Source organism: Serratia sp. PL7 (assembly GCF_945957435.1).
Map to the genome: position 1 here is coordinate 458350 of NZ_CAMFLB010000002.1, position 26489 is coordinate 484838.

The 26489-nt window shown below is 53.7% G+C and carries 26 protein-coding genes; 15 read left to right on the forward strand and 11 right to left on the reverse strand.

Annotated features, from left to right (window positions below):
* The first annotated feature begins 78 nt into the window (after positions 1-78).
* A complete protein-coding gene (gene solA, locus N6G83_RS16675; protein WP_024528536.1) occupies positions 79-1191 on the forward strand; it encodes an N-methyl-L-tryptophan oxidase in 1113 nt (370 codons plus the stop codon).
* A gap of 215 nt (positions 1192-1406) precedes the next feature.
* Positions 1407-2048: a helix-turn-helix transcriptional regulator gene (locus tag N6G83_RS16680; RefSeq protein WP_074031317.1), complete on the forward strand. Its 642-nt coding sequence runs from the start codon at positions 1407-1409 to the stop codon at positions 2046-2048.
* A gap of 3 nt (positions 2049-2051) precedes the next feature.
* On the opposite strand, the gene N6G83_RS16685 is transcribed toward N6G83_RS16680, so the two are convergent.
* Entirely contained in the window at positions 2052-3110 is a 1059-nt protein-coding gene (locus tag N6G83_RS16685; RefSeq protein WP_074031316.1) for an AI-2E family transporter, read from the reverse strand.
* 428 nt (positions 3111-3538) lie between these two features.
* On the opposite strand from N6G83_RS16685, the gene N6G83_RS16690 reads away from it, so the two are divergent.
* Positions 3539-4093 (forward strand): cytochrome b, encoded by a 555-nt coding sequence (locus tag N6G83_RS16690; protein WP_021804727.1) that lies wholly within the window; start codon positions 3539-3541, stop codon positions 4091-4093.
* A gap of 26 nt (positions 4094-4119) precedes the next feature.
* Positions 4120-4698, forward strand: coding sequence for a YceI family protein (locus N6G83_RS16695; protein WP_211135632.1), 579 nt, complete (start codon positions 4120-4122; stop codon positions 4696-4698).
* Positions 4699-4750: 52 nt separating this feature from the next.
* Here N6G83_RS16695 and N6G83_RS16700 read toward each other — a convergent pair whose 3' ends face one another.
* On the reverse strand, positions 4751-5803 hold the full coding sequence (locus N6G83_RS16700; RefSeq protein ID WP_024528532.1) for a rhodanese-related sulfurtransferase: 1053 nt from the start codon (positions 5801-5803) through the stop codon (positions 4751-4753).
* A gap of 208 nt (positions 5804-6011) precedes the next feature.
* Here N6G83_RS16700 and N6G83_RS16705 point away from each other — a divergent pair, with 208 nt between their 5' ends.
* On the forward strand, positions 6012-7109 hold the full coding sequence (locus tag N6G83_RS16705) for an NADH:flavin oxidoreductase/NADH oxidase (RefSeq protein WP_211135631.1): 1098 nt from the start codon (positions 6012-6014) through the stop codon (positions 7107-7109).
* A 19-nt stretch (positions 7110-7128) separates the two neighbouring features.
* On the opposite strand, the gene N6G83_RS16710 is transcribed toward N6G83_RS16705, so the two are convergent.
* On the reverse strand, positions 7129-7290 hold the full coding sequence (locus N6G83_RS16710; RefSeq protein ID WP_211135630.1) for a histidine kinase: 162 nt from the start codon (positions 7288-7290) through the stop codon (positions 7129-7131).
* 311 nt (positions 7291-7601) lie between these two features.
* On the opposite strand from N6G83_RS16710, the gene N6G83_RS16715 reads away from it, so the two are divergent.
* The 4 genes from N6G83_RS16715 (at position 7602) to N6G83_RS16730 (ending at position 12318) form a co-directional block, all read left to right on the forward strand.
* Positions 7602-8522 carry a Kdo(2)-lipid IV(A) acyltransferase gene (locus N6G83_RS16715; protein WP_199063134.1) on the forward strand — a complete coding sequence of 307 codons (921 nt, stop codon included), beginning with the start codon at positions 7602-7604 and terminating at the stop codon, positions 8520-8522.
* Between the two features lie 59 nt (positions 8523-8581).
* Entirely contained in the window at positions 8582-8866 is a 285-nt protein-coding gene (locus N6G83_RS16720) for a YciI family protein (RefSeq protein ID WP_024528529.1), read from the forward strand.
* Positions 8867-9051: 185 nt separating this feature from the next.
* Entirely contained in the window at positions 9052-10287 is a 1236-nt protein-coding gene (gene mdtG / locus N6G83_RS16725) for a multidrug efflux MFS transporter MdtG (RefSeq protein WP_024528528.1), read from the forward strand.
* A gap of 477 nt (positions 10288-10764) precedes the next feature.
* Complete coding sequence (locus N6G83_RS16730) at positions 10765-12318, forward strand: peptide MFS transporter (protein ID WP_024528527.1); 1554 nt, start codon at positions 10765-10767, stop codon at positions 12316-12318.
* 48 nt (positions 12319-12366) lie between these two features.
* Here the strand turns inward: N6G83_RS16730 and N6G83_RS16735 are convergent, their stop codons facing one another.
* Positions 12367-12765 carry a VOC family protein gene (locus N6G83_RS16735; RefSeq protein WP_074031312.1) on the reverse strand — a complete coding sequence of 133 codons (399 nt, stop codon included), beginning with the start codon at positions 12763-12765 and terminating at the stop codon, positions 12367-12369.
* Positions 12766-12897: 132 nt separating this feature from the next.
* Here N6G83_RS16735 and N6G83_RS16740 point away from each other — a divergent pair, with 132 nt between their 5' ends.
* Positions 12898-13698, forward strand: coding sequence for an AraC family transcriptional regulator (locus N6G83_RS16740; protein ID WP_074031311.1), 801 nt, complete (start codon positions 12898-12900; stop codon positions 13696-13698).
* Here N6G83_RS16740 and leuA read toward each other — a convergent pair.
* On the reverse strand, positions 13670-15337 hold the full coding sequence (gene leuA, locus N6G83_RS16745; protein WP_074031310.1) for a 2-isopropylmalate synthase: 1668 nt from the start codon (positions 15335-15337) through the stop codon (positions 13670-13672). The two genes, N6G83_RS16740 and leuA, sit on opposite strands and share 29 nt — an antisense overlap.
* 176 nt (positions 15338-15513) lie before the next feature.
* On the opposite strand from leuA, the gene N6G83_RS16750 reads away from it, so the two are divergent.
* On the forward strand, positions 15514-15888 hold the full coding sequence (locus tag N6G83_RS16750) for a MysB family protein (protein ID WP_024485685.1): 375 nt from the start codon (positions 15514-15516) through the stop codon (positions 15886-15888).
* A gap of 97 nt (positions 15889-15985) precedes the next feature.
* The gene (locus N6G83_RS16755; protein ID WP_211136678.1) at positions 15986-16534 is read left to right on the forward strand and encodes a GNAT family N-acetyltransferase; all 549 of its coding nucleotides are present in this window, start codon (positions 15986-15988) and stop codon (positions 16532-16534) included.
* Between the two features lie 3 nt (positions 16535-16537).
* On the opposite strand, the gene N6G83_RS16760 is transcribed toward N6G83_RS16755, so the two are convergent.
* The 3 genes from N6G83_RS16760 to N6G83_RS16770 all read right to left on the reverse strand — a co-directional run bounded on the left by N6G83_RS16760 (position 16538) and on the right by N6G83_RS16770 (position 20983).
* Complete coding sequence (locus N6G83_RS16760; RefSeq protein WP_029711076.1) at positions 16538-16777, reverse strand: YceK/YidQ family lipoprotein; 240 nt, start codon at positions 16775-16777, stop codon at positions 16538-16540.
* 83 nt (positions 16778-16860) lie between these two features.
* A complete protein-coding gene (mdoH, locus tag N6G83_RS16765) occupies positions 16861-19422 on the reverse strand; it encodes a glucans biosynthesis glucosyltransferase MdoH (RefSeq protein ID WP_211136677.1) in 2562 nt (853 codons plus the stop codon).
* Positions 19415-20983: a glucan biosynthesis protein G gene (locus N6G83_RS16770; protein WP_211136676.1), complete on the reverse strand. Its 1569-nt coding sequence runs from the start codon at positions 20981-20983 to the stop codon at positions 19415-19417. The genes mdoH and N6G83_RS16770 overlap by 8 nt, the downstream gene beginning before the upstream one ends.
* A 252-nt stretch (positions 20984-21235) precedes the next feature.
* Here N6G83_RS16770 and mdoC point away from each other — a divergent pair, with 252 nt between their 5' ends.
* From mdoC to N6G83_RS16785, 3 genes are all read left to right on the forward strand, one after another.
* Complete coding sequence (mdoC, locus tag N6G83_RS16775) at positions 21236-22363, forward strand: glucans biosynthesis protein MdoC (RefSeq protein ID WP_211136675.1); 1128 nt, start codon at positions 21236-21238, stop codon at positions 22361-22363.
* 315 nt (positions 22364-22678) lie between these two features.
* The gene (locus N6G83_RS16780) at positions 22679-22903 is read left to right on the forward strand and encodes a hypothetical protein (RefSeq protein ID WP_021178338.1); all 225 of its coding nucleotides are present in this window, start codon (positions 22679-22681) and stop codon (positions 22901-22903) included.
* A gap of 275 nt (positions 22904-23178) precedes the next feature.
* Positions 23179-24900, forward strand: a complete 1722-nt coding sequence (locus N6G83_RS16785; protein ID WP_024528517.1) for a potassium/proton antiporter — start codon at positions 23179-23181, stop codon at positions 24898-24900.
* A gap of 417 nt (positions 24901-25317) precedes the next feature.
* On the opposite strand, the gene N6G83_RS16790 is transcribed toward N6G83_RS16785, so the two are convergent.
* The 3 genes from N6G83_RS16790 to N6G83_RS16800 form a co-directional block, all read right to left on the reverse strand.
* Positions 25318-25449: a hypothetical protein gene (locus N6G83_RS16790; protein ID WP_021178340.1), complete on the reverse strand. Its 132-nt coding sequence runs from the start codon at positions 25447-25449 to the stop codon at positions 25318-25320.
* 69 nt (positions 25450-25518) lie between these two features.
* Positions 25519-26022: a YlaC family protein gene (locus N6G83_RS16795; RefSeq protein WP_024528515.1), complete on the reverse strand. Its 504-nt coding sequence runs from the start codon at positions 26020-26022 to the stop codon at positions 25519-25521.
* Positions 26023-26141: 119 nt separating this feature from the next.
* Positions 26142-26447 (reverse strand): hypothetical protein, encoded by a 306-nt coding sequence (locus N6G83_RS16800; RefSeq protein ID WP_024528514.1) that lies wholly within the window; start codon positions 26445-26447, stop codon positions 26142-26144.
* Positions 26448-26489: the final 42 nt, after the last annotated feature.

Below are 26489 nucleotides of genomic sequence, written 5' to 3' on the forward strand. Positions count from 1 at the left end.
TCGGTTCATGGTGCATTACCGCCGCCAAACTTTTATCATAACGGCCATCAGCGACACATCAGAGAAAGGACATGGCACGTGGAATATGACTTGATCATCGTGGGTAGCGGCTCGGTTGGGGCTGCTGCAGGCTATTATGCGACAACCGCAGGCCTTAAGGTCTTAATGATCGACAGCGCTTTCCCCCCGCATCGTCAGGGCAGTCACCACGGCGATACCCGCATCATCCGCCATGCTTACGGTGAAGGCGAAAAATATGTGCCTTTTCTGCTGCGTGCCCAGGCACTGTGGAACGGATTGGAACAGAAAAGCGGCGACAAGCTGTTTCATCCCTGTGGCGTACTCACTCTGGGGCCACAAAACAGTGAGTTTGTCACCACGGCACAGCGCAGTGCCAAAAGCTTTAACCTCAATACACAGTTACTGAGCGCCGAACAGATCCAACAGCGCTGGCAAGAGTTCACTGCGCCAGCGGGTTATGTCGGCCTGTTCGAACCGGATGCAGGAATACTGCGTTCTGAGCTGATTGTCGCCAGCTATATCAGACTGGCCAGAGAAGCGGGCTGCGCCCAACTGTTTAATTGCCCGGTGACCGCGATAGAGCCAATCGAGCAAGGGGTTGAGGTCGTTACTTCAGAAGGGCGCTACCAAGGGCGTAAAGCCGTGGTCTGCGCAGGTACCTGGGTCAAAAATCTGTTACCACAGCTTCCTGTTTCACCGGTACGTAAGGTGTTTTCCTGGTATCAGGCCGATGGCCGTTACAGCGAAAACAACCGCTTTCCGGCGTTCACCGTTGAAGCGCAAGACGGCTGCCACTATTACGGTTTCCCATCGGAGAATGACGGCTTAAAGGTCGGTAAACATGAGGGTGGACAACCGATGGAGACAGCAGATCAGCGTAAGCCGTTCGGCTCCCTGGCCAGCGACGGTACCGAAGTATTCGGCTTTCTGCGCCACTTCTTGCCTGGGCTTGGCGTTTGTCTACACGGTGAGGCCTGTAGCTATGATATGAGCCCGGATGAAGACTTTATCATCGACACCCTGCCTGACTGCCAACAGTTGATGGTGATCACCGGCCTGAGTGGCCACGGCTTTAAGTTTGCCAGTGTACTGGGCGAGATAGCAGCGCTTTTTGCGCAAGATAAGCCTTCATCCCTGGATATCACCCCCTTCAGCCTGCGGCGTTTCTGACCGATCAATCCCCTGTTCGCACCGCTCTGGCCAGCGGCAGGGGAAAACCACAGCGATAAAAATACGACAACATACTGATATTACTGAAAAATAGGCTATGGACGGAAATATCTTCCTATAGCCACTGGATTTCCGAATTGATCCTACTGCCGGGTAAGGCCTATTTTACATAATTAGGCTCTAGCCCGTTTTGTATCTTCAACAAGGACGTCACCATGAAACTACTCGTTGTAGACGAATGCTGTTTCACTCGTATTGGGATCGCCAGCCACTTTACTGACAACGTGTTTGCGTCAGTAAAATGCTGCCCAGACATCGACACCGCGCTCCCTCTACTGGCCAGTTTCAAACCCAGCCATATTTTGGTGAATCTAACCAACTACTGCCGCTGTACAACAGATAATCAACTGCTTTCAGCGTTTATCACGGCGGCCTGGCGTGCAACGGTACATATTTACCTTGATGCTCCTTATCCCTATAGTGAAAGCCCGCTGCGCATCGCCAGCAATACTTTTTTATTCAACAAAGCCGTGTTACCCATTGCGCTAAAAACGCTAAGTAAAATCCCCAGTGAGCTAATGAAGGATCAAGAGGCTCATTCGCTTTTCAGCCCGCAAGAATTGACGGTAATGCGCTATTGGATGTCCGAAATGCCGAATTACCGCATCGCCAAGAAATTACAGATCAGCTCCCATACGGTGTACGTGCACAAGCGCCATATCACCGAGAAAATCAACGTGCGTAACCGGCTGGAATTTTATTCACTGTATAACATACTGCGCTATTTCTATCCGCCAGAACCCACCACCTTTAAACAGGTGGGTTCGGCTTCGTTAGCACTGCAGGCCGTCGTTTAAGCCTCATTTCGGCGTAATTTCGTTTATCTCGCGCCCATCACCGAGGAGCATTGCCACCTTGCGTCCTCCATCCATGGTTTCCAACGTGATGCGCGCGATAATGGTCAAGGGGACCGAAAGCAGCATCCCCACGGGCCCCATCAGCCAGCCCCAGAAGATCAGGGAAAGGAACACCACCAGCGTAGAAAGCCCCAGCCCACGGCCCATGATCCGTGGTTCCAGCATATTACCGATGATCAGGTTGATCAGAATATAGCCCGCAGCCACCACGGCCGCATCGGCAAAGCCGTTAAACAGCAAAGCCTGGATCAGCGGCGGAATAGCGGCAATGATCGAACCAATATTGGGCACATAGTTGAACATGAACGCCATCATGCCCCAGATAAAGGCAAAACGAACGCCAACCCAGCTCAGAAAGCCCCAGACGATCAGGCCAGTTGCCAGGCTGATGGCGGTCTTGATCACCAGATAGTGTGTAACCCCTTGCAAGGCCCGGCGGATAGTGGCCATCCCTTCGGTGGGATTATCCAGCGCCTGCTGCAGCTTAAAGGGCAATACCTTCACCTCAAACAGCATAAAGACTACCGTCATCAATAACAGGAAGATGCTGGTCATGGCCCCGGAAAGATGCCCCAGCAGGCGGGTCACCAGGTTCATGGTGGCACCAGGATCGACGTATTTGACCACCGCTTCTGCCGAGAAGTTAATATCCAGATTGAAGCGCTGCGCCTGGTATTGCAGTTCACTCAGCTTCTCCAGCATCACGCCCCGATACTGCGGCAATGAGCGAGCAAACTCATTTAATGAAGCACCCAGCATACCGATCAAGGTCAGCAACAGCACGACGATGGCAATCACCAATAGCGTCACCCCCAGCGCTCTAGGCACACGAAAGCGTTCCAGTAGCAGCACCAGCGGGTTTAACACGATGGCCAAGAACACCGCCAGCAGGAATGGCACCACAATATCTGCCGCCGCCTTTATGCCAGCCAGGATCACCACCAGCATGGCCAGCATCATGATCAGACGTAACTTGCGGTCATTAAACTCGGGTATGCCCATGAAATTTCCTTGTGTGATACAGGCCCGCCAGAGCCGTCGATAAATACATGTTAGCAAATTATTCCTTGCTGTCGCAGGCATATTACCCTCAAGTTGCTGAAGGAATTAAATTAATCCTGGTAGATAAGGCGAACAAATAATCGGCGTTAGTCGTTTTTCAATTATTTGCCAAGGTTTCTGGTGGTATTTACGAAAAATGACAAAAGCTGACAATTAAGAATAAAGTCGATAGATTTCAATTGGCCAGAGTTTCTCCAGTATTGCCAGAAAAGCGCCCTCTCCAACGATTCCTTTGACCAACTCGCCACAACTCAAACAAATCTACTGATTAATATTTTTATGCAGTAACTTAGTTAAATTTATTATTGATTTATATTTCTTAAAGTTTAAGTATTGCTGTCGGTAAATGAGATTTGTAAGGAAAACTGATGCTCTGGAAAAATACCGCCGACCGCTTTGGTCACGTTTCTGTGCTGATCCACTGGCTGGTGGCACTGACCGTTTACGGCATGTTTGCCCTCGGATTATGGATGGTGACGCTGGGTTACTACGACGTTTGGTATCACCAGGCGCCGGAGATCCACAAAAGTATTGGCACGCTGCTGTTTATCGTAATGGTGGTACGAGTGGTTTGGCGCTTTATCTCGCCGCCGCCCAAGCCCCTGGCCAGTTATAGCCGTCTTACGCATATCAGTGCGGTACTCGCCCATATCGCGCTTTACACCGTGCTATTCGCCATCCTGATCAGTGGCTACCTGATCTCGACCGCCGACGGTCAGGCAATCAGCGTATTTGGCTGGTTTGACGTACCGGCCAGCGTGACCGGTTTGCCACAGCAGGCCGATACCGCCGGGACTATCCATCTTTATCTGGCTTGGGCCGTCGTCGTGCTTTCGGTACTGCACGCCCTTGCTGCGCTTAAACATCACTTTATTGATGGTGATGTTACTTTGAAACGGATGCTGGGTCGCAGCACCGATTAACCCTTTGGATTTATGGAGATATTGCTATGTTGAAGAAAACCGTATTAGGCCTGGCCGCGGACGCTCTGCTGTTAAACGCCGGTTCCGCCCTGGCTGCCAATTATAAAATCGACAAACAAGGCCAGCACGCCTTTATCGAATTCCGCATCCAGCACCTGGGTTACAGCTGGATTTATGGTTCTTTCAAAGATTTTGACGGTGGCTTTACCTTCGATGAAAAAGACCCGGCTAACGATAAAGTCAACGTAACCATCAACACCGCCAGCGTAGACACCAACCACGCCGAGCGTGACAAACACCTGCGCAGCGCCGAGTTCTTGAACGTTGAAAAGAACAAGCAGGCCACCTTTACCTCTACCGAGGTGAAAAAAGACGGTGAAGGTTATGCCGTAGTCGGCAACCTGACGTTGAATGGCGTGACCAAGCCAGTCACGCTGGCAGCCAAGCTGGTCGGCGAAGGTAAGGATCCTTGGGGCGGTTACCGCGCCGGTTTCGAAGCCAACGGTAAAATCAAGCTGAAAGACTTTGGCATCACCACCGACCTCGGCCCAGCCTCTCAGGAAGTTGAGCTGATCATCTCGGTCGAAGGCGTTCGCGAGAAGTAATCAATAAGGGCGCTGAATTTCAGCGCCCTATTTCTATCCTATGAGCAACACCCTACTCTTTCGGTTCTGGGATATGCATGGTGGTTTGCAACAGCCCTTTGGACTTATTGAAGATTTTTACGCCATTCTCGCGGCCAGCCCGGCGGGCTCGCTGTTCTTCACGCGGTAGTTTCAGTTCTTCACGGCAGGTCTCGCTGCAACAGCCAGCAAACTTCTCGGCACAGCTTGGGCACTGGATAAACAGCAGATGGCAGCCGTCGTTCAGGCAGTTGGTGTGAGTATCACATGGCGCACCGCACTGATGGCAGTTGGCAATCACGTCCTCTGAGATACGTTCCCCCATGCGCTCGTCAAACACAAAGTTCTTGCCGATGAACTTCAATGGCAACCCTTGCGCCTTCGCCTGGCGGGCATATTCGATAATACCGCCTTCCACGTGATAGACGTTTTTGAAGCCATTATGCAGCATATAGGCGCTGGCTTTCTCACAACGGATCCCACCGGTACAGTACATGACAATATTCTTGTCTTTCTGCTCCTGTAGCATTTCCACTGCCATCGGTAGCTGATCGCGGAACGTGTCGGAAGGCACTTCGATCGCCTTCTCAAAGTGCCCAACCTCGTACTCATAATGGTTGCGCATATCAACAAACACCGTATTCGGATCGTCGATCATCTGGTTAACACGATCGGCCTGCAGATACTCACCCACATTGGCAGGATTGAAGGTTTCATCTTCAATCCCGTCGGCCACAATACGTTCACGCACTTTCAGGCGCAGTACCCAGAAGGATTTGCCGTCGTCTTCCAGCGCAATATTCAGGCGCACTTGATCCAGCGCCGGGTGCGAAGCAAACAGCACGGTTTTGAACGCGTCAAAATGACTCTGTGGCACGCTGATCTGCGCATTGATGCCCTCTTTGGCCACGTAGATACGGCCAAACACCTTCAGTTTATCGAACTGAATATACAGGCTATCGCGAAATGCCTTTGGGTCGTCAATGGTGAAATATTTATAAAAAGAAACTGTGGTGCGTGGCTCGGTTTCGGCCAGCATACGCGCCTTCAGTTCCTCATTAGAAATTCGGTTATGTAACACTGGCATGGTGTACTTTCCTGTCTTTCGGGAGGTGACTGATTGAGTGCCCACGGGCCGTTAGCCCGCGCGCGGCGCACATCATACCCGAAAATAGGCTGCAACACAGCATTAACCCGGCGGCAATCATTTCCGCACAAAGCTTGACGTTATTGGCAAATACCGATAAGCCTAGTGCAAGTTGTAGCAACGAATTTGGACGGACCATGAGGAAATTATGAGCCAGCTGTTTACTCCGATCACCTTGGGGCTACTGCGGTTGCCTAACCGCATCATTATCGCCCCCATGTGCCAGTACTCTGCCGACAACGGCAAAGCCACCGAATGGCATACGATGCACCTCGGCCATCTGTCCCTTTCCGGGGCAGGTTTGCTGATTGTGGAAGCCACTGCGGTTTCACCGGAAGGACGTATTTCTCCGGGAGATCTGGGCCTGTGGGACGACGATACCGAGCAGGCACTTGCCGACGTGGTTCAGGCGGTAAAAAAGCACGCCACCATGCCTTTGGGGATCCAACTGGGGCATGCTGGCCGCAAAGCTTCTTGCGCCCTTCCCTGGCATGGCGGTGCCCAACTGACCAGGAGTGAGGGTGGTTGGCAAACGCTCTCGGCCTCTACCCAGCCCTTTAACCCTCTGGATGAGACTCCACAGGCTATGAGCCTGGAGCAAATTGAGCAGCTGAAGGCACAGTTTGTTGCAGCGGCACGGCGTGCCGACCGTCTCGGCTTCGAGCTGATCGAACTGCACGGGGCACATGGTTACCTGTTGCACCAGTTCCTTTCGCCACTGGCCAATCATCGCACCGATCAATATGGTGGGTGCCTGCAAAATCGTATGCGATTGTTGCTGGAGATTTTTAGCCAGGTGCGGGCGGTATTCCCGGCCAACAAAGCGCTTGGCGTGAGGATCTCCGCCAGTGACTGGGTTGAAGGAGGCTGGGACGAACAACAATCTGTTGAACTGGCCAGCGCTTTAAAGGAGTTGGGCTGCGATTACATTCATATTTCCAGCGGCGGCCTGTCACCACAGCAAAAAATCCCGGTGGGGCCGAACTATCAGGTGCCGTTTGCCGAAACCATCAAACATAAAGTGGGGATGCCAACCATCGCCGTGGGGTTGATCACCGAACCAGAGCAAGCGGAAGCGATCGTCGCCACCGGTCAGGCCGATATGGTCGCGCTAGCGCGCGGTATTCTCTATAACCCTCGTTGGCCATGGCACGCGGCCGCAAAACTGGGGGCCCAAGTGCAGGCTCCGCCACAGTATTGGCGCTCAGAACCGCATCGGGTAAAAGGTTTGTTCAAAGACCATTAAAACGACCTCAAGCGGGTGTTTAGCGCCCGCTTGACCATTCCGTAGCCCCAGAGATAATCGCCCCAGACAGCAGTCCGGTTCCCGCTACGGCCAGCAAAGGGTTGTACTGCAAATATGCCCCTAGGCAACCAAGCAGCCCCCCCATCACCAGCAGTCCAGCACTTAACCATGATGCCAACATAGTTACCTCCTGAATCAATGAACGCATAAAACGCCGTCTGATTTATAGGTCGATCCTCACTGGATTTGGCGAAAAAACCAGCGCCCACGCCTGATTTTGGCCAAAAAAGGGTGTTTTAATGCGGTGAGTTTTCCTGTTACAAAAGAAAAATGCCACAATACGCTATTATAAGCGGCAGAAAACCATCGCATAGACTGAGTCGTTCTAGCAACCCGTTGTCACCAAAAGTGCTGCTGGCGACCGGCAACTCGACGTATCTATGCATTTTATCTGTTATTACTGTTAAATGACTGCTTCTAAGCTGAGAACCCATGACGCAAGTTCCTTCTTTCAATCGATCTTTACTGCATCCGCGCTACTGGCTTACCTGGTTTGGCATTGCCTTACTCTACCTGCTGGTCCTGTTGCCATACCCAATGATTTATCGTTTGGGGACCGGGTTGGGTCGCTTTTCAATGCGTTTCCTCAAACGCCGGCGAGCGATAACCGAGCGTAACCTGGAACTGTGCTTTCCGGATATGCCAAGAGCCGAACGTGATGCGTTGATAGTCAAGAACTTCGAATCCGTGGGGATGGGGCTGTTTGAAACCGGCATGGCCTGGTTCTGGCCCAACTGGCGCATTGAGCGCTGGTTCAGCGTCAGCGGTCTAGAGCACATTCAAAAGGCACGGGACAATCATCAAGGAGTGCTACTGATCGGCCTGCACTTCCTGACTCTGGAGTTGGGTGCGCGCATCTTCGGTATCCACAATCCAGGGATAGGCGTCTACCGTCCACACGACAACAAGCTGATGGATTGGCTACAGACCTGGGGCCGTATGCGTTCAAACAAATCCATGCTGGATCGTAAAGACGTCAAAGGGATGATCCGCGCCCTGAAACAAGGAGAGATCATCTGGTACGCACCGGATCATGACTACGGCCCGCGCAGCAGCGTGTTTGCTCCGCTGTTTGCAGTGGAAAAAGCAGCGACCACCACAGGCAGCTATGTGTTGGTGCGCATGGGGAAACCGGCGATCATTCCCTTTACGCCTCGCCGCCTGCCAGAAGGGAAAGGGTACGAACTCATCATGCAGCCAGCGGTGGAGAACTTCCCGCTGGATAACGAAGTCGAGGCTGCGGCCTTTATGAACAAAGTGGTAGAAAAAGAGATCCTGATGGCACCGGATCAATATATGTGGCTGCACCGCCGCTTCAAGACCCGCCCAGAAGGTGAGCCCTCTCTCTATTAATCACCACGGGCCAGGATGGCCCACATGATATTGTCACTTTTCCAGCAACAGGAGCTTCTATGTATATCGTCAGCCTGACCTACCACCGCCCGATTGAAGAAGTAGAAAGCCATCTTGAAGGGCATATCGCCTGGTTGAAGCGCTATTTTCAAGCTGGCAGCTTTATTGCCTCTGGCCGAAAGAATCCGCGTACCGGCGGCGTGATCCTGGTAAAAGATATGGAACGTTCCACGCTGGATGCCATCCTGGCGGAAGATCCCTTCATCGCCGTGGCCAATTATGAGGTGACAAACGTCGCCCTCACTACCACCAGCGCCGGATTCGAAGCCTTGGTCGGCGCCTGAGCCCCCGTTCCCGCGTTATTCTGCGCGGGAATAATTGACATTCCCCGTTTTAAAACTTTATTTCATTTTTACTCAAAATCACACAGTTGCTCAATTGATAACCTTCGTTATTAAGCGCATACTTACCAGGCTAACTTTTTTTGCCTTGCGCGATCGCCAGGCTCCCCTATCCCGCACGGAAACCTATGGCCCCGGCAGCAGAACCTATCAATTGGCAACGCAACCTGTTCATCACCTGGCTGGGCTGCTTTCTGACCGGTGCGGCCTTTAGCCTGATCATGCCGTTCCTGCCGCTGTACGTTGAAGCTCTTGGCGTTACCGGCCATCAGTCGCTGAATATGTGGTCCGGATTGGTGTTCAGTATCACCTTCCTGTTCTCCGCCATTGCCTCACCGTTCTGGGGCAGCCTGGCCGATCGCCGTGGGCGTAAGCTGATGTTGCTGCGTTCTGCGCTAGGAATGGGCATTGTGATGGTGCTGATGGGCATGGCGCAAAACATCTGGCAGTTTCTGGCACTGCGCGCGGTGCTAGGGCTGCTCGGCGGCTTTATTCCCAACGCCAATGCGCTGATTGCTACCCAGGTGCCGCGCCATCGCAGCGGCTGGGCACTGGGTACCCTATCGACCGGCGGCGTCAGTGGTGCCCTGATTGGCCCATTGATTGGCGGTTTGCTGGCTGACCAATATGGCCTGCGCCCCGTGTTCTTCATCACCGCTACGGTGCTGTTTATCTGTTTCCTGCTGACGCTGTTCTGCGTGCGGGAACAGTTCACTCCGGTGCAGAAAAAAGACATGTTGCATGCGCGCCAAGTCTTTGCCTCGCTCAAAAGCCCCAAGCTGATCCTCAGCCTGTTTGTCACCACCATGATCATCCAGATCGCCACTGGCTCGATTGCCCCAATCCTCACGCTTTACGTGCGTGAACTGGCGGGCAACATCAGCAACCTGGCGTTTGTCAGTGGTTTGATCGCCTCGGTACCCGGCGTTGCTGCCTTGATGAGTGCGCCACGGCTGGGCAAGTTGGGCGACAGGATCGGCCCGGAGCGGATTCTGGTGTTTATGCTGGTGATTTCCGTGCTGTTGCTGATCCCTATGGCCTTTGTCCAGACCCCCTGGCAACTCGGCGTATTGCGTTTCCTGCTCGGCGCTGCCGATGGCGCACTGCTGCCTGCGGTACAAACCTTACTGATCTACAACTGTACCAATCAGGTTGCCGGGCGAATATTCAGCTATAACCAATCTTTCCGGGATATCGGCAACGTTAGCGGCCCACTGCTCGGCGCAGCCGTCTCTGCCAGCTACGGATTCCGCGCGGTATTCTGCATGACGGCGCTGGTGGTGCTATTTAACGCATTCTATTCCTGGTGGTGTCTGCAACGGCGGCCAGCGAGAATGCGTGAAGACACGTTACAAGAAGAGTAATAGCGCTATTTATCGCCAGTTGTTGTGATAAATATTACCCAAGCCCCATTTCCCTTACTTTTATTATTGTTACCCTCCCGCTGTAACCCGGCCCCAACCTCTAAGAATAATATTATTAACACCTTGTTTTTAGACAAAAAAATCACAAACAGAGCAATAAACCACCTGTCAATGGAAATAACGCCACAGCCAACATAAAAACCAATAAAGTAGATGTTTGTCGACTTTTCGTCTAAAAAATGGGATACAGGTACTAGACAAAACCACCATTCAGTTATCAAATGGTTAAATAATATCACGCCAGAAGTAACATTCTGACCAAGTGAATAAAATAGCCTGCAGGGTTTTCAAGCTTAATAGGCACTGCGGCTGAGGTTTTGTCAGGTAATCCGCCTCAGCGGGATTTCCTCACTTACAGACACAGACATACCACAGTATCTGCTGCCAGCGCGCAGCACATTATATTGGGAAGACTTTATGCAATCCTCTGTTAATCAGAAAGAAAGCCGGACGTTCCTCGGCCATCCATATCCTCTCGGCTCCCTGTTCTTCACTGAAATGTGGGAGCGCTTCTCGTTTTATGGCATTCGTCCGTTACTGATCCTGTTTATGGCCGCTACGGTTTATGACGGCGGGATGGGGTTGGCGCGCGAAAACGCCTCGGCGATCGTCGGTATCTTTGCTGGCAGTATGTACCTGGCGGCACTGCCGGGTGGCTGGTTAGCCGATAACTGGCTCGGCCAGCAAAAAGCCGTTTGGTACGGTTCAATCCTGATCGCTCTGGGCCACCTGTCGATTGCCCTGTCTGCTATTATGGGCAACGACCTGTTCTTCGTCGGCCTGATGTTTATCGTGCTCGGTTCCGGCCTGTTCAAAACCTGTATCTCGGTGATGGTTGGAACCCTGTACAAGAAAGGCGATGCGCGCCGTGACGGTGGCTTCTCGCTGTTCTACATGGGCATCAACATGGGCTCCTTTATTGCCCCGCTGATTTCCGGCTGGCTGATCCGTTCACACGGTTGGCACTGGGGCTTCGGCATCGGTGGTATCGGGATGTTGGTAGCTTTAGTGATCTTCCGGGTGTTTGCCGTACCGGCCATGAAGCGCTATGACAGCGAAGTAGGCCTGGACTCAACCTGGAATAGCCCGATTGCCAAGAAAAATGGCGTGGGTGGCTGGCTGATTGCGCTAGCCGTGGGCGTTGCCGCAATCGTGATTATGATCTCCCAAGGCATCATCGTGATTAACCCGGTCGCCGTTGCCAGTATGCTGGTTTACGTCATCGCCGCCTCGGTCACGCTGTACTTTATCTATCTGTTCTTCTTTGCTGGCCTGAGCCGCAAAGAGCGTGCGCGTCTGCTGGTCTGTTTTATCCTGCTGATTTCTGCCGCCTTCTTCTGGTCGGCCTTCGAACAGAAACCGACCTCGTTCAACCTGTTCGCTAACGATTACACCAACCGCATGATCGGCGACTTCGAGATCCCGGCGGTATGGTTCCAATCGATTAACGCATTGTTCATTATCCTGTTGGCGCCAATCTTCAGTTGGGCCTGGCCGGCTCTGGCTCGTAACAAAATCCGCCTGAGCAGCATCACCAAATTCGTGATCGGTATTCTGTTTGCCGCCGCAGGTTTTGGCCTGATGATGCTGGCCGCGCAACAGGTGTTGGGCAATGGCGGCGCTGGCGTGTCACCGATGTGGCTGGTGGGCAGCATCCTGATGCTGACGCTGGGTGAGCTTTGCCTGAGCCCGATTGGCCTGGCAACCATGACGCTGCTGGCACCGGACAGAATGCGTGGCCAGATGATGGGCCTGTGGTTCTGTGCCAGCGCGCTGGGCAACCTGGCTGCCGGCTTGATCGGTGGCCACGTGAAAGCGGATCAGTTGGACATGCTGCCAACCCTGTTCGCCCGCTGCTCTATTGCGCTGGTGATCTGTGCCGCCGTGCTTATCCTGCTGATCGTCCCGATCCGTCGCATGCTGGAAAATACCCAGGGTAAAAGCGGTGATAAACCGGTCACGCACGCCTGATAGATACTGAGTATTCAGCCTTAAGCCAGCGTTCTTCGCTGGCTTTTTTTATGTCTGCCAGGCACGTGCTTGCAACACCACGCGATAGCCATCCAAATCTTCAAACGTTTGCCCATGCACATCCCAATAAGGGTTGTATGCCTGCACGCGCTTAAAGCCACTGGCTATCAGCCGATCGCACCCTCTCTGCCAACTTGCAACCTCCGGCACATAAAATACCAACAGGTTGTCTTGCGTAGGTGCGCGCCCCACCAGTACACCGCGGTGATGAGTGAACTCCAGATGATAGGCATGGTGCGGATGACCAAGCATAATGCCATCGAACCCCTGGTGATCTTCAAACTCACCCAGTTGTTCAAACCCCAGGCCCTGGCAATACATGTTGGCAATCGCGGCCAAATGGTCGGTGGGCCGGGCAATGCGTAATACCGCGTTGGCAAGTTCCATATTTCCTCCCGTTGGCAAACAGTTAGCCTAAGCTGTTTCATGGCAAAACGGCGTACAGGAAATGCGCTTTGCGGTAGCGGCAAGACATGGCATGCTGCAACAGACACGTCATCAGGCTCCAGAGGAGAAACAATGCTGTTTAACGTCGATTTTCTCCCAGAAAATCAGTCTATCGTGCCATTTTCAAAGGACTATCAGGATGGTGATAGCGAACCTGATCACTGCCACAACTGCGCCCAACTGATCCATGGCCTTAGCGGCGTAGTACAGGTGAATACGCGTGTAGGCAGCTGGGTTGTTCCCCCAGGCCGTGGCGTCTGGTTACCGGCCAAAGTGGAACATAACCTGCGTTTTAGCGGTAACGTAGCAGCACGCACGCTGTTCGTCGATCCCCTGGCCCGTGCCGATTTGCCTGCTCAGTGCCAGGTCGTGCAGATTTCTCCCTTGTTACGTGAACTGATTATCAGCGCGATGGATATTCAGCCAGGCTATCGGCCCGGCGGACGCGAAGAGCGCATTATGGAACTGATCCTCGATGAGTTACGTATGCTGCCGATCCTGCCTCTACACCTGCCCGAGCCACGCGATGGCGTCTTATTGGCCCTGTGCCAGCACATTCAGCAATCTTTGGCACAGCCTTGGGAGTTGGAACTGGCGGCGCAGCACATCAACGTCAGTGGCCGTACGCTGTCCCGTCGCTTCCAACGTGAGACTGGCCTACGCTTTAGCGACTGGGTGCGTCGTGCCCGCCTGCTGGCAGCACTCAATGCCCTGGCTGCCGGAAGGTCGGTGCTGGAGGTGGCTTTGGATCTGGGTTATGACAGCCCCAGCGCGTTTAGCGCCATGTTCCGCCGCCTGCTTGGCGTTTCCCCCAGCACCTATTTTGCCCAGGCTCAGCCTGCGATCACGGCAAACAGCGGCCAGCCACGTTGAACAGAGCCTGGAGCGAGGCGCTGGCCGAGTCGGCATCAATCCCAACTCCGTAAATTGCCTCCCCTTTTGCTGGCGTACAACGGATATAGGTTACTGCCCGGCTATGGCTCTGATGGCCCAGGGTATGTTCATGGTAGTCGTCGATGGCCAGCACCAGGCCAAAGCGTTGGCAGAGCGCATCTACCGCGCTGGACAACAGCCCGTTCCCGCTACCTTGCAGCTGCATTGGTTCTCCTGCCAGAGCTACCTGCGCCGTAAAGCTGTAAGCCGCCCCACCCTGGCTTTGCGTTTGATAGCTAAGCAGTTGCAAACGCGGCTGTTCCACCAATCCGTAGCTGTTGCGGAACAGCCGCCAGATCTCCGCCACCGTCATTTCCTTGCCGCTTTCATCCGTGGCCTGTTGCACCACTTTGCTGAAGTCAATCTGCAAGCCACGCGGCAAGCGCAATCCATGATTCTGCTCCAGCAGCCAGGCCGCTCCGCTCTTGCCAGACTGGCTGTTAACGCGGATCACCGCCTCATAGCTGCATCCCACGTCTGCCGGGTCGAGCGGCAGATAAGGCACCTGCCATAACCCATCTTCACGCTGCTGCTGGGCGGCGAAACCTTTCTTGATGGCGTCCTGATGCGAGCCCGAGAACGCGGTAAACACCAACTCCCCGGCATAAGGATGGCGCGGATGTACCGGTAACTGGTTGCACTGTTCCACCACTTCAACCACTTCTTTCAACCGGCTGAAGTCCAGCTCTGGCGCGATGCCCTGGGTGTACAAATTGAGCGCTAACGTCACCAAATCGACATTGCCCGTGCGTTCGCCGTTGCCAAACAGGCAGCCTTCCACTCGGTCAGCCCCCGCCAGCATGGCCAACTCGGCGCAAGCGACACCGGTACCACGATCGTTATGCGGATGCACGCTGATGGTCACCTGTTTCCGCTGGCTGAAGTGGCGACAGAACCATTCGATCTGGTCGGCATAAATGTTCGGGGTACTCATCTCCACGGTGGCCGGCAGGTTGATAATCATGGGCCGCTGGCGTTCAGGTTGCCACACGTCTGCCACCGCCTCACAGATTTGCAGGGCAAACTCCAGCTCGGTAAAGCAGAAGGTCTCTGGCGAATACTCAAAGCACCAATCAGTTTCCGGATGCCGATCGCACCATTGGCGAATACGGCGTGCGCCATTCACCGCCAGCGCCACGGTAGCGGCCTTGTCCTGCTTGAAAACGATATCGCGAAACATCGGGGCGGTGGCGTTATACAGATGCACTATGGCACGTGGAGCCCCTTGTAACGACTCCATCGTGCGGTCGATCAGATCGTCGCGCGACTGCGTCAGCACCTGGATTGAGACATCATCCGGGATCAGCCGTTGCTCGATCAAGTGCCGCACGAAATCAAAGTCGGTTTGCGATGCGGAAGGAAATGCCACCTCGATTTCCTTGAACCCGCAGGCCAGTAACAGTTGATAGAACTGTAGCTTGCGAGCGTTATCCATCGGCTCGGCCAACGCCTGATTGCCGTCACGCAGATCGCTGGAACACCAGCGCGGTGCCTGCTGCTGGGTGTGCCCCGGCCACTGACGATCGGGTAAATCGATGGCCGGGAATGGCCGGTACTTGCTTGCTGGGTTGGCTAACATCCTGATTCTCCTACAGACCAAAGGGTGTAGCCATTATTTCCTGCCCGTAGCCAGGCGTCTCCCGGCTGATGGACAACTATCGTCGCAAAACGGACAACAAAAAATTTGCATCCTGCGGCGATGCGACAACAATTAATGCTGGTGTCCCCCCAAGATGATTGAAAAAGGAGATGAGCATGAGCCTGTATGCCACGCTGGAAGAAGCGATCGAAGCCGCTCGCGAAGAGTTTATCGAAACGGCGGAAGGCGGCGATGATGAGCCGCCGGTACCTCAACAGTTTAACCTGCAAAAATACATCATGTTGGATGGCGACACGATGTGGCAGGCCGAGTTTTTCGAAGAAGAAGGCGAGTCTGTCGAATGCATGACGATGCGCAGCGGCGCTGCCGCCCAGGCCATTTTTGACGGTGACTACGACGAGATTGAGATCCGCGCCGAGTGGATCAACGAAAATACGCTGCATGAGTGGGAGGAAGGGGATTTTCAGCTCGATCCGCCGCTGGATACCGAAGAAGGCCAGAGCGCTGCCGACGAATGGGATGAACGTTGAGCCCGTTGGGTGGGCGCCTGGTTGCCCACCCTCGCCTTGACGACCCTGGCTACACATTGCATGCTGCTACATTCTCCCCTTAACACAGGCAGGTATCATGCTCATCAGGCAAGCGGTTCCCGGTGATTATCCCGCAATTCTGGCTCTACAGGCGCAAAACACCCCAGAGAACCTCAACGCCCAGCAGCGGCAACAGGGTTTTATCGTCTCGCAGATGAACGAAAAACAGCTGGCAAGCATCAATAACGGCCTGGGTATTCTTATCGCCATTGAGGATGAGCAGTTGGCTGGGTTTGTCTGCCTGATGCCAACCAACGCCCAACCCCGACCGCCGGTCGTGGATGCCATGCTGCACACGTTGGCCACGCAACGCTTTCAAGACCAGGCGTTGGATCAACAGCGGGTATTTCTATACGGCCCGGTATGCCTGAGTGCCGAATGGCGGGGAAAAGGCCTGCTACGCCAGTTGTTTGCCGCGGTGAAAGCGCGAACTCAGCAGGATTTTGACGTTGGCGCGCTATTTGTTAATGAAGACAACCCGCATTCGCTGGCCGCCCATGTCGCTGGGCTGGGGATGACGGCGTTGACCTCTTTCCACTGTAACAACCAAAGCTATCAGTTGGTGGTCTTCGCAACCAGAGGCTAAAACCTATTCGTAAGGCCCGTGCTGCGCATCAAACGGCAGCATAAAGGTATCCACCACCAGCGAGAGCGGTACATCAATCACCATAACGCTGCGCCAGGGAGTATCACGCAAATCCCACTGCACCCCTGGATAATATTGGTGCCCATGGCCTGCGCCAGGTACCGTGCGGCTGATAATGCTACCGCAGCCAGATAATGCCGTCGTCATAGCGGCCAACAGTGCCAGACGGACTAGTGAAGCCATTTTCAACAACCAAGCCTTTTTTGAGATTGCAACGAAAAAGGGGAACACGCAGCGCGCATTCCCCCTGTAATTAACGCTAACCGTCAGCGTTGGCCGACGGGGTGAGCCAGTTCATTATGCGGTAACTGCCGATAATGCTCGCGCCAGGCTTCGCCCTGCGGCAGCAGCCAAATACGCTGATGCAGGCGTGACAACGCCACAGGATCGCTTAACAGCTCAAGGCGTTTGGCTTTTGCCAACTTCTCTGGCCCGACTTCCAGCGCCTCGTTCACCCGCTCTTCCCGCGCCCGATCGATAATGGTACGCAGATGGTGACGAGCCGTTGCCAGCGCGGCAGCCAAGGCGTTGTAGGACGGGTCCACCGCCGCATGCATAAAGCCGTTGCGCAAGGCACGCTGGCGATTAAGTTGCAGATAGGTGTCTGTGGCAACCAGTTCACGCGGCGGATCGTACTCTTCCGGGATCAGGAACAGCTTGGCTCGCTTGCTCTTGAGGCCGAGCGTAGCGCGGCTCGACAGCGCCGAAACAAACGGTGACAGGATCAGCGAGAAGACGATCGGTGACAGCCACCACAGGAAGTTCAGATCCAGCAATGCCATACCGCCGCCCCAAACCAGACCCAGCAGCATTTGCGAACCGTGACGCTTGAAGGCTTCGCCCCAAGGGGTGTCATCATCATCACGCTGCGGCGAGTTCCACACCACTTCCCAGCCCAGGAACGCGCTGACCACAAACACGGTATGGAACAGCATGCGCACCGGCGCCAACAGCACTGAGAACATCACTTCCATCAGCATGGAAATCAGCAACCGGATCGGCCCGCCATACTGCTTCGAGCCTTTCGCCCAGACCAGCACGATGCTCAGCAACTTCGGTAAAAACAGCAGTACCATGGTGGTGGAGAACAGCGCAATAGCCAGTTCTGGCTTCCACTGTGGCCACACCGGGAACAACTGCCGGGGTTGCAGGAAGTATTGCGGTTCCACCAGCGTATGCACTATCTGCAACGCGGTGGACAGCGCCAGGAACATAAACCACAACGGTGCCGACAGGTAGGACATTACCCCGGTCAGGAACACCGCACGGTGTACCGGGTGCATACCTTTTACCAGGAACAGGCGGAAGTTCATCAGGTTACCATGACACCAGCGGCGGTCACGTTTCAGCTCGTCCAACAGGTTAGGCGGTAACTCTTCATAACTGCCCGGCAGATCGTAGGCAATCCACACGCCCCAGCCAGCACGACGCATCAATGCGGCTTCCACAAAGTCATGGGAGAGGATGGAACCGGCAAACGACCCCTCACCCGGCAACGGCGCTAAAGCACAGTGCTCGATAAAGGGTTTCACCCGGATGATGGCGTTATGACCCCAGTAATGGGATTCGCCCAACTGCCAGAAGTGCAGACCAGCGGTGAACAGCGGGCCATAAAGGCGCGTGGCGAACTGCTGCACACGGGCATACAACGTATCCATACCCGAGGCTTTTGGCGCAGACTGGATGATACCGGCGTTCGGGTTAGCTTCCATCAAGCGCACCAGGCCGGTGAGGCACTCGCCGCTCATCACGCTGTCCGCATCCAGGATCACCATGTAGCTGTACTCACCGCCCCAACGACGGCAGAAGTCGTCGATGTTGCCGCTTTTACGTTTCACACGACGGCGGCGACGGCGGTAGAAGATACGTCCATGCCCCTCAACATCGCGGCACAGCTCCATCCAGGCCTTCTGTTCAGCGACGCAGATATCGGGATCGTAACTGTCGCTAAGCACATAGATATCGAAATGCGCAAGCTGACCGGTCGCCTTCACCGACTCGTAGGTTGCCCGCAACCCGGCAAATACCCGTTCAACGTCTTCGTTACAGATCGGCATGATCAACGCGGTACGGTGCGCTGGATCGATCGGCTCATCGCCTTTGATAGTCGAAGAGATGCTGTATTTATCTTTGCCAATCAGCAGTTGCAGGAACCCCATCAGCGCCGTCCAGAAACCGGCTGAGACCCAGCAGAACAGAATGGCAAACAGGATCAGAATACCGGTCTGCAAAAGATAAGGTAATATTTGCAGCATCGACTGCATCAGATCCTGATCCAACATGGCGATAGGATCGATCAGCGCCCAGCCCTGATAAGGCAGGATGGTTTTCATGTACCAGGTGGCGATGCCGGTTTGCACCAGCATCAGGATTAACAGCACGTAACGGCGCATTGAACCGACAATACGCCAGCGGTTTTCCGCCTCGGCTTCTTCTTTGCTGGCATGACGATTATGCGTCTTACGGCCCAGCAGAGTATCCCAAAAACGCCCCACCGGGTTGGTGCGCCAGGCTTCGGGGAACATGGTTGTACGTTTTACCGGCGGCGTGGCTTTCAGGATGGTGCGCCCTTCCGGGTCACAATCAAAATCGTCGTCATCGACGGCATCCGGCCAAGCCTGGCTTATACGCGCCTTGACCGAGGCCAGGGCGATGTCATCTGCAGACAGAGACGCAACATTGGTATCAGAGGTTCCCATCTGACGATGCAAAGCCTCCAGTGCCGGGGTATCGCCTGCCATTACTTGTTGTTTGAGCACCCCTGACCGCTCATCGGTCAGGGGCATTGCCGCAAGATATTCCTGGGCAGTTTCAGTAGACTTATTCATTGGCAGGTAGCTGATAGCTCCAGGTTTCCGTCAAGGTCTTGTCACCGTTGACCAACGCAGCACGCATTTCTACCGGTTGTTTGTCGTCTTTCACTTTCAAACGCACCGTCAAACGCCAACCTTTGGTGACCGGATTGTAGCGAACGCTGTTTTCCACCATTTCGCCGTTGTCACCAATGCTGATCTGAGAAGCTACCGGCGTATTGGCATCCAGCGCTTTCAATGCCGGGCCGACGAAGTCAACCAGGAACGCCACGCTGCCGTCCGGCTCGCGGATCAGGTTTGACTGCTTCACATCACCGGTTGAACGTATGGTTTTACCCACGTAGCCGATATCCTGTGAATGCAGTTTCTCTTCGTCGCGGGTGAAGTACAGGCGGTAGTTCAATGCCAACGGCGTTTTTGCATCAGGCAATACGTCCGGCGTCCAGAACGCCACGATGTTATCGTTGGTTTCATCCGCGGTTGGGATCTCTACCAGCTCAACCTTGCCCTTGCCCCAATCGCCGCGCGGTTCAACCCAGGCGCTTGGACGCAGATCGTAACGATCGTCCAGATCCTGATAATCGCGGAAATCGCGGCCACGCTGTAACAGACCAAAACCTTTCGGGTTTTCGATGCTGTAAGTGCTGACCGACAGGTGCTTAGGATTGTTCAGAGGACGCCAGATCCACTCGCCGTTACCGGCATGGATCGACAGACCGTTGGAGTCGTGCAGCGCCGGGCGGTAGTTCAGCGTTGGCGAAGGCTGGCTCGGCCCGAACAGGAACATGCTGGTCAACGGTGCCATACCCAACTTGCCCACCTTGTCGCGCAGGAACACTTTGGACTGGACATCTACCGTGGTATCGCGGCCGGGGTAAACCACAAAACGGTAAGCGCCGGTAGCACGTGGAGAATCCAGCAAGGCATAAATCACCAGATGCTTGTCGCCCTGCTTGGGACGTTCGATCCAGAACTCGCGAAAACGCGGGAACTCTTCGCCAGATGGCAAGGCGGTATCGATAGCCAGCCCACGAGCAGAAAGCCCATAAACCTGCCCTTTACCCACTACGCGGAAATAGCTCGCGCCCAGCATACTCATGATTTCGTCGTTCTTATCCGCACTGTTGACCGGATAGAGCACTTTAAACCCGGCGAAACCGAGTTTCTTCACCGAATCGGGATCGTGCTTGACGGAACCAAAGTCGAAAAAGTCCGGGCTGTATTTGATCTCTTTGACGGCGGTGGCCGTGACCTCGTTGATGATAACCGGCGTGTCGAAGTACATCCCTTGATGGTAGAACTCAAGCTTGAAAGGGGTTTTCAGCTTACTCCACACGGCTTTGTCGTGATTAAACTGGATCTGTTGATAGTCCGCGAACTTCAGTTCACGGAACTGGGAAGGAAGGTTGCTCTTCGGGGCTTCAAAGCCTTTTCCTGCCAGATCCTGCGCCTGTTTGGCCACATCGTCGATAGAAAAAGCCCAAGCCTGCGAACTCAACAACGTGCACAAAACGGTAGCACCTAACCAACGTACGCTCGTGGCGCGTGGTTTTTTTGATAATAGATTTACTAGCACATCCCCCCCTATTCGTGTGCTCAAAATATTCAAAATCCATATTAATGGATTATTCAGCTCGCCGACAACATGATAAACGTGAGTTGATGTTTACGGCTTAGAGTTTAAGCAGTTGTGCAGCGTAGCAAGCCGGGCTCCAAGACGCTATGGAAAAATGTCGGTCGCTATAGTAGGGTTTGAGTTTGCGATTCCCTCATTGCCGACTTATTAAGCGGGTTTACACTCCCCTGATGCAACCACCAGCGGTAACCTATGACTGACAGCACTAACCAGCGCGAGTTTTTCCTGGATTCGATCCGGGCCTATTTGATGCTGCTGGGCATTCCTTTTCATCTTTCTCTGATTTACTCCAGCCACTCGTGGGCGGTAAACAGCGCGACCCCGTCGTTTTCGCTAACGGTGTTGAACGACTTTATTCACGCCTTTCGCATGCAGGTGTTCTTCATTATCTCCGGCTACTTCTCCTACATGCTGTACGAACGCTATGACAGTCACCGCTGGTTGAAGGTACGCCTGGAGCGGGTTGCCATTCCGCTGTTGAGTTCTATCCCATTGATTACCTTGCCACAGTTTTTTTTACTCAAGAACTACACCGATAAATTAACCGGCTGGGATGATTTCACCCCTGAACAAAAAATAAACGTGGCGGTTTGGGAGTTGGTCTCCCATCTGTGGTTTTTATTAACCTTGTGCTTATTGACCTGCGCCTGTTTTTATCTGTTTAAAAAAATTAAGGCGATAAAAACGCCGATGGCACCGCGGCCAATAAATAAAATGACCACTCTCAGCAATATCTCATTGTGGTTTTTATTGTATGCCTTTATATACGGCGTGTTTCATCGCATTATTTTAATCACCGCCCCGCATTTACTGTCTAACGGCCTGTTCAACTTCGTGGTGATGGAAACCCTGTTCTACTTGCCTTTCTTCATTGTGGGAGCCTACGCGTTTAAGTATTCATGGCTGAAAGCGGTGTTCCTCACGCCCTCGTGGCCAGCCGTACTGGGCTCACTGCTGCTGTTGGTAGCCTACATGCTCAACCAGAAACTGCTGGCGCACAGCAGCTTTGGGTTTGAACTGGAAATCATGATCAAAGCCGTGCTCGGGATCCTGATGGCCAACGTGGTGTTCGCATTTGGCCATGCGCTGCTCGATTTCCATTCTCCTCGCATTACCTATCTGGTCAACGCTTCGCTGTTTATCTATCTGGTTCACCATCCGCTGACGCTGATATACGGCGCCTTTGTGACTCCGCTGATCGATAATAATCTGCTGGGTTTCCTGCTGGGTCTGGTGTTCGTCTTTGCCTGTGCCTTCCTGTTATATGAGGTGCACAAGCGTATCCCGCTGTTACGCTTCCTGTTCTCTGGTAAAGCCTAATCTCCCGTGTAAGGGCGTTGCTTGCAGCGCCCTGCTAACATGACACCCTTCACCCTCGTAGGAACGCCGCATGCTGTGCCCGCTTAGCTATAATTGATCGGTGGTCAGCGCACCTATTGCTCAACCTATCGCGACCCGTTGATGCAAAGTTGTGCTGGAGCATATTGCGGTGAGTTGTTATAACTACAGTGCATAAGAAAAAATCCACATCCCTGCCTTACGGTAGCGATTGGGCTCACGAACCCTAAGGGATGGCGCATCACCATCGCGTGCGCCGGTAACATTTCCCTTCCGTCACGACAGAGAGGATTTTTAATGACCGATAAACCGACCGCGGCAACCGAAGCCGTAGCAGAAAACGCCACACTACTGAAAATCTTGGGTAGACTGCTGTCCGCACTGGATTCTTCCATCAGCGGCAAAGATCGCAGCGTATTGGTAACCGAGCTTTCCAGCCTCAACCTGGACGGGATCTCCGAGGCCGAAAGGAAACTGGCAGCCGAATTAATCAAGCGTGCCCTGCAATCACTCGATCACTAACCTCCCGCCTGTAAACCATTAAGCCTCCTGCTGGGGGGTTAATGGTTTTTCCTCGATAACCTGTTTCCTGCCGTCCTCAATGAGCTGATAAATAGGCACAAAAGCAGCAATACCCACATTTCAACTCTCATTTCATCAAATTTTGCGGCAAGCAGCCATAATGACACCGTTTTTTGGCAATCAGCCTTGGCGTTGCACAGGAAAAACAGGCTATTATGACCCGGTGTCTTTGCTTTGGCGCCCCCTTTCAGCTCAACTCGCAGGAGAACATTATTTTGGATGCCAGCACGATCAATAGCTTGTTCATCATCGGTGCCGTGTTGGTGGGAGCAAGTATTCTGCTCAGTTCTTTCTCTTCACGCCTGGGTATTCCCATTCTGGTGATCTTCCTGGCGATAGGCATGCTGGCCGGTGTTGACGGCCCTGGTGGTATCGCCTTTGATAACTATCCCGCCGCCTATCTGGTCAGTAACCTGGCTCTGGCAGTGATCCTGCTCGACGGCGGTATGCGTACCCGCGTCAGCTCCTTTCGTGTCGCGTTGTGGCCAGCATTGTCACTGGCCACCATCGGCGTACTGATCACCGCCGGACTGACGGGCCTGGCCGCCGCCTGGCTGTTTAACCTCGATTTGATCCAGGGGCTGCTGATCGGTGCCATTATTGGATCGACCGATGCGGCCGCGGTGTTTTCACTGTTGGGTGGCAAAGGGCTGAACGAGCGTGTCAGCGCGACGCTGGAAATTGAGTCCGGCAGCAACGATCCGATGGCGGTGTTTTTAACCATCACCCTGATTGCCATGATTTCCGCTGGCGAAACCTCGCTGAGCTGGATGTTCATCGTCCATCTCTTGCAGCAGTTTGGTATGGGCATCGTGATTGGTCTGGGCGGAGGCTGGTTGCTGATCACGCTGATCAACCACATCAAGCTGGCGGAAGGGTTGTATCCGCTGCTGGCGGTGAGCGGCGGCATCTTGATCTTTGCCCTGACTACCGCTCTGGATGGCAGCGGCATTCTGGCGGTCTATCTGTGCGGCCTGCTGCTGGGTAACCGTCCAATCCGTAACTACCATGGCATTGTGCAAACCTTCGACGGTCTGGCTTGGCTGAGCCAAATCGGCATGTTCCTGGTGCTAGGGCTGTTACTTAACCCGCACGACCTGTTGCCTATCGCCATCCCTGCCCTGCTGCTCTCGCTGTGGATGATCCTGTTTGCCCGCCCGATTTCGGTGTTTATCGGCCTGCTACCGTTTCGCAACTTCAACCTGCGCGAACGGATGTTTATCTCCTGGGTGGGGTTGCGCGGCGCGGTGCCGGTGATCCTGGCGGTATTCCCGATGATGGCCGGGCTACCCAATGCCAATCTGTTCTTTAACGTCGCGTTCTTTGTGGTGTTGGTTTCACTGCTGTTGCAGGGTACTTCGCTGTCCTTTGCCGCCAAAAAGGCCAAGGTGGTGGTGCCACCAGCATTAGCCCCGATCTCGCGCGTGGGGCTGGATGTTCACCAGGAAAACCAATGGGAGCAGTTTGTCTATCAGCTAAGCGCTGAAAACTGGTGCGTCGGCGCAGCGCTGCGCGAACTCAAGATGCCGCCGGGAACGCACATTGCCGCGCTGTTCCGTGGCAAAGAACTGTTACACCCGAGTGGCAGCACCCGCTTGCTGGCAGGCGATACCCTGTGCGTTATTGGCCATGAACACGATTTGCCTGCGTTGGGTAAACTGTTCAGCCAGGCACCTACGGTTACGCTGGATGAGCGGTTCTTCGGTGATTTCATTCTGCAATCCGATGCGCGCCTGAGTGATATATCTCAGGTTTACGGCCTGAATCTGCAAGAGGGCGTGGACGATCAGCAAACGCTCGGCCAGTTCGTCACCCGGTTAATCGGGGGAGAAGCCGTGGTGGGGGATCAGGTGGAATGGGATGGTTTAACCTGGACTATCGCGGAGATGGATGCTAATCAAATCAGCAAAATAGGCGTCAAGATCGTTACCGATTAACCCGTTGAACGCCATTAACCATGCCGTTGCGGGAACTAATCCGGCCCGGATAACTCTTAATGACTGTCATTAATGCCCACCTCAACGCTGAGGTGGGCCGTTTGCGGCACATCAACCGTCGGATAAGATCTTGAGCAGCAAAGCGAAGTTCTTTTCAGCCTTGACCGTCATCGCTTTTAGCGTTGCCTTACTGGATTTGGGTATCGCCGATTTGGTCCATCGAATACTACTTGGATGATGTAACCTGATGCAAAAACAACAAGAGAAAGATTTACTGGGAAAAGTGCTGCTGACCGTGTCTGCACTATGCCTCGTTACCGTGGCTGGGCTGTTGATCTGGGGTTTTGTGCTGGATTGAGGCAATGTCTGGCGGGTGGGCATAAAAAAACCGCCGCAGCGGTTTTTTTGGCAATTCAATCAGATTTTGCAGCCTTCGCAGTCTTCTTCATCCTCAAGAATTTCAGGAACTTCCCTGGCCTTCTGCGCCGCGTTTTTTTCCGCTTTGGCTAATTCATCATCAATGTCAAAATCAAAAATATCATCACTCATCGCTATTTCCTAAGAATAGTCTCATAACCGACAACTATTATAACCAACATCGACACCCGCGCAACCTATTCAGCTCAGCACGGCCTGCGGTGCTGACGGGGTGGATAACCTTTTGGCATAGGCCAGATCGTAAACGTCATAGAAATCAATCTCGCCCTTATTGGCGATGATTTCCTGCATACGGGTTTTCAACACCGGGCTCACCGTAGGTTCGTTCAACAGTGCCTGGATGGCCTGCGGCGACAGCGCGCGCGTAAAGTACCATTCCCCATTGTAACAAACTCGCAGATCCAGCACGCCGATGTCCTCAAAACGGTAAACCGGTTTGATTTCAATCAGCAGCATGGCAAACATAAACAGCACAAAGGCAGTAAAACCCAGGAACGAATACAGCCCCATATAGGGCACCGGATACATCACCGCGATCACCGCAAAATAGCCAGCGAACATGGCAAAACACAGCCAACGGTGGGTACGCGCAAACTCGCTGTTGAAACGCGGCTTGCCGTCACGCCCTTCCCGCCGGTTAATCTGCTCTATCTCTGTAACCAGGATGTTCTTAATCGTATCCATCGCTATACCTTAATGCCTCAGCGCATCGTGACTATCACCAATCTCAGCCCAAGCTATCACAATGACAGTTTATTGAGGTAGATCAATTCCTGCATTATTCGCCGCAAACTGTTATAGGATCAGCGTGACTGTGATGTCCTTCCCTGCCCCTGTGCGACCATAAACATACGCTGTGCCACATCATCCGCCTGCTTGATTTTACGTTTCTGCGGTTCGTCACAGCGATGCGCAGCGCGTACATAGGCGATTTCATGTGCCTGATCGATCATTGAGATCACCTTGTCGCACGCTGTTTTATCCATATTACCTAATAGGGTGGTGATGATTGCCTGGTAGGCATTGGAGGCCGCAGTGAGTGCCTGTTCACGGGCTTCCAATGCCTCTATACGCTGCAAAAGCACTTGAAGCAGTTCGGTATCAGACATATCCACCTCCACTCACCAGGCAACGCTGCCTGTAATAAGTGT